The sequence below is a fragment of the Methylobacterium sp. WL6 genome, assembly GCF_008040095.1.
Lineage (GTDB): Bacteria > Pseudomonadota > Alphaproteobacteria > Rhizobiales > Beijerinckiaceae > Methylobacterium.
The window spans coordinates 1-1,007 of the sequence record NZ_VRVH01000601.1; the positions used below are offsets into that span (position 1 = coordinate 1).

General features: G+C 55.6%; 1 protein-coding gene. It reads right to left on the bottom strand.

The annotated features are described in order from the left end of the window. Positions 1–756 precede the first annotated feature (756 nt). Positions 757–1,007: helix-hairpin-helix domain-containing protein (locus FV230_RS28670; RefSeq protein ID WP_147844770.1), on the bottom strand; the 251-nt coding region annotated here is incomplete at its 5' end.

Below are 1,007 nucleotides of genomic sequence, written 5' to 3' on the forward strand. Positions count from 1 at the left end.
AGGTTGAGGGGACGCGGGTTCGACGGGCTTGAACGAGGGCTATGGGAGGGACGGAGTTCGGCCTTTGGTCCGAAAGCGGGCGTTCCGCATGCGACTCTACTCAGATGCTCAGGCGCCGTTCGACCTAAAGCAAAACCGGTTACGCGCCCTTTGATTACTTCATCCAATAATTAGATTTGATCAGGTTGAAAAATTGAATTTATTGGTATTTCTCGACAATCCAATGACCGTCTTCGAACATAATCTTAGCTTCCTCCAAGCTTTCCCCTCTACCTCCGCGTATATAGGTTAGTATCAACTCACATCCTTGACCCCGTGCATTCACGAAACGGCGCGAAGGCAGCGATGTCTTTAAATCAGTTCGATTGAATGGCTCGTTTTTGTCAGCCAACTCTCCGAAAGCAATCACTGCTTCCTTGGGCATGTCTCGACGAAAGGGGATCGGCACCCATTGATCGGCTGGATAAGGGCACGATAGTCCAGACATAGCAATGAGAAGAAAAAACATCAGCGAAGTCCCGCTAGATTTTAGCAAAACTAATGATCGAAAATTGATAGACGTTTCAGGAATGAACCTTCCTACAGTCCTTTTGCCAAATATTCCGATCGTCCGACGCTGCTTCACCCAAAACTGGAGCGGACCTTTCTCGGGCGCGAGAATGGTCGAAAGCGGTCAATGGAACTCTGTCAAGCGCCAACACTCTCCACTACCGGCGCGCGGCCAATCCCCGCGCGCCGGCCCAAACTCCCCAAAATTCACTTCTGCTTGGCGATGACCTTGTCCTTGATGCCGTCGTAGACCGACTGCGAGAGGATCTTCTTCTGCACGAGGTCGTCCTTGCCCTTGTAGGGGCGGCCCTTGATGATCGCGGCCGAGCGGGCGGCGCCGATGCCGGGGAGCGCGTCGAGCTCGGCGGCGGAGGCGCTGTTGAGGTCGAGCAGGGCGCCCTTGGCGGCGTTCGGCGCGCCGGCGACGGGGGCCGAGGGCTTCATCGGCGCGGCCGGGG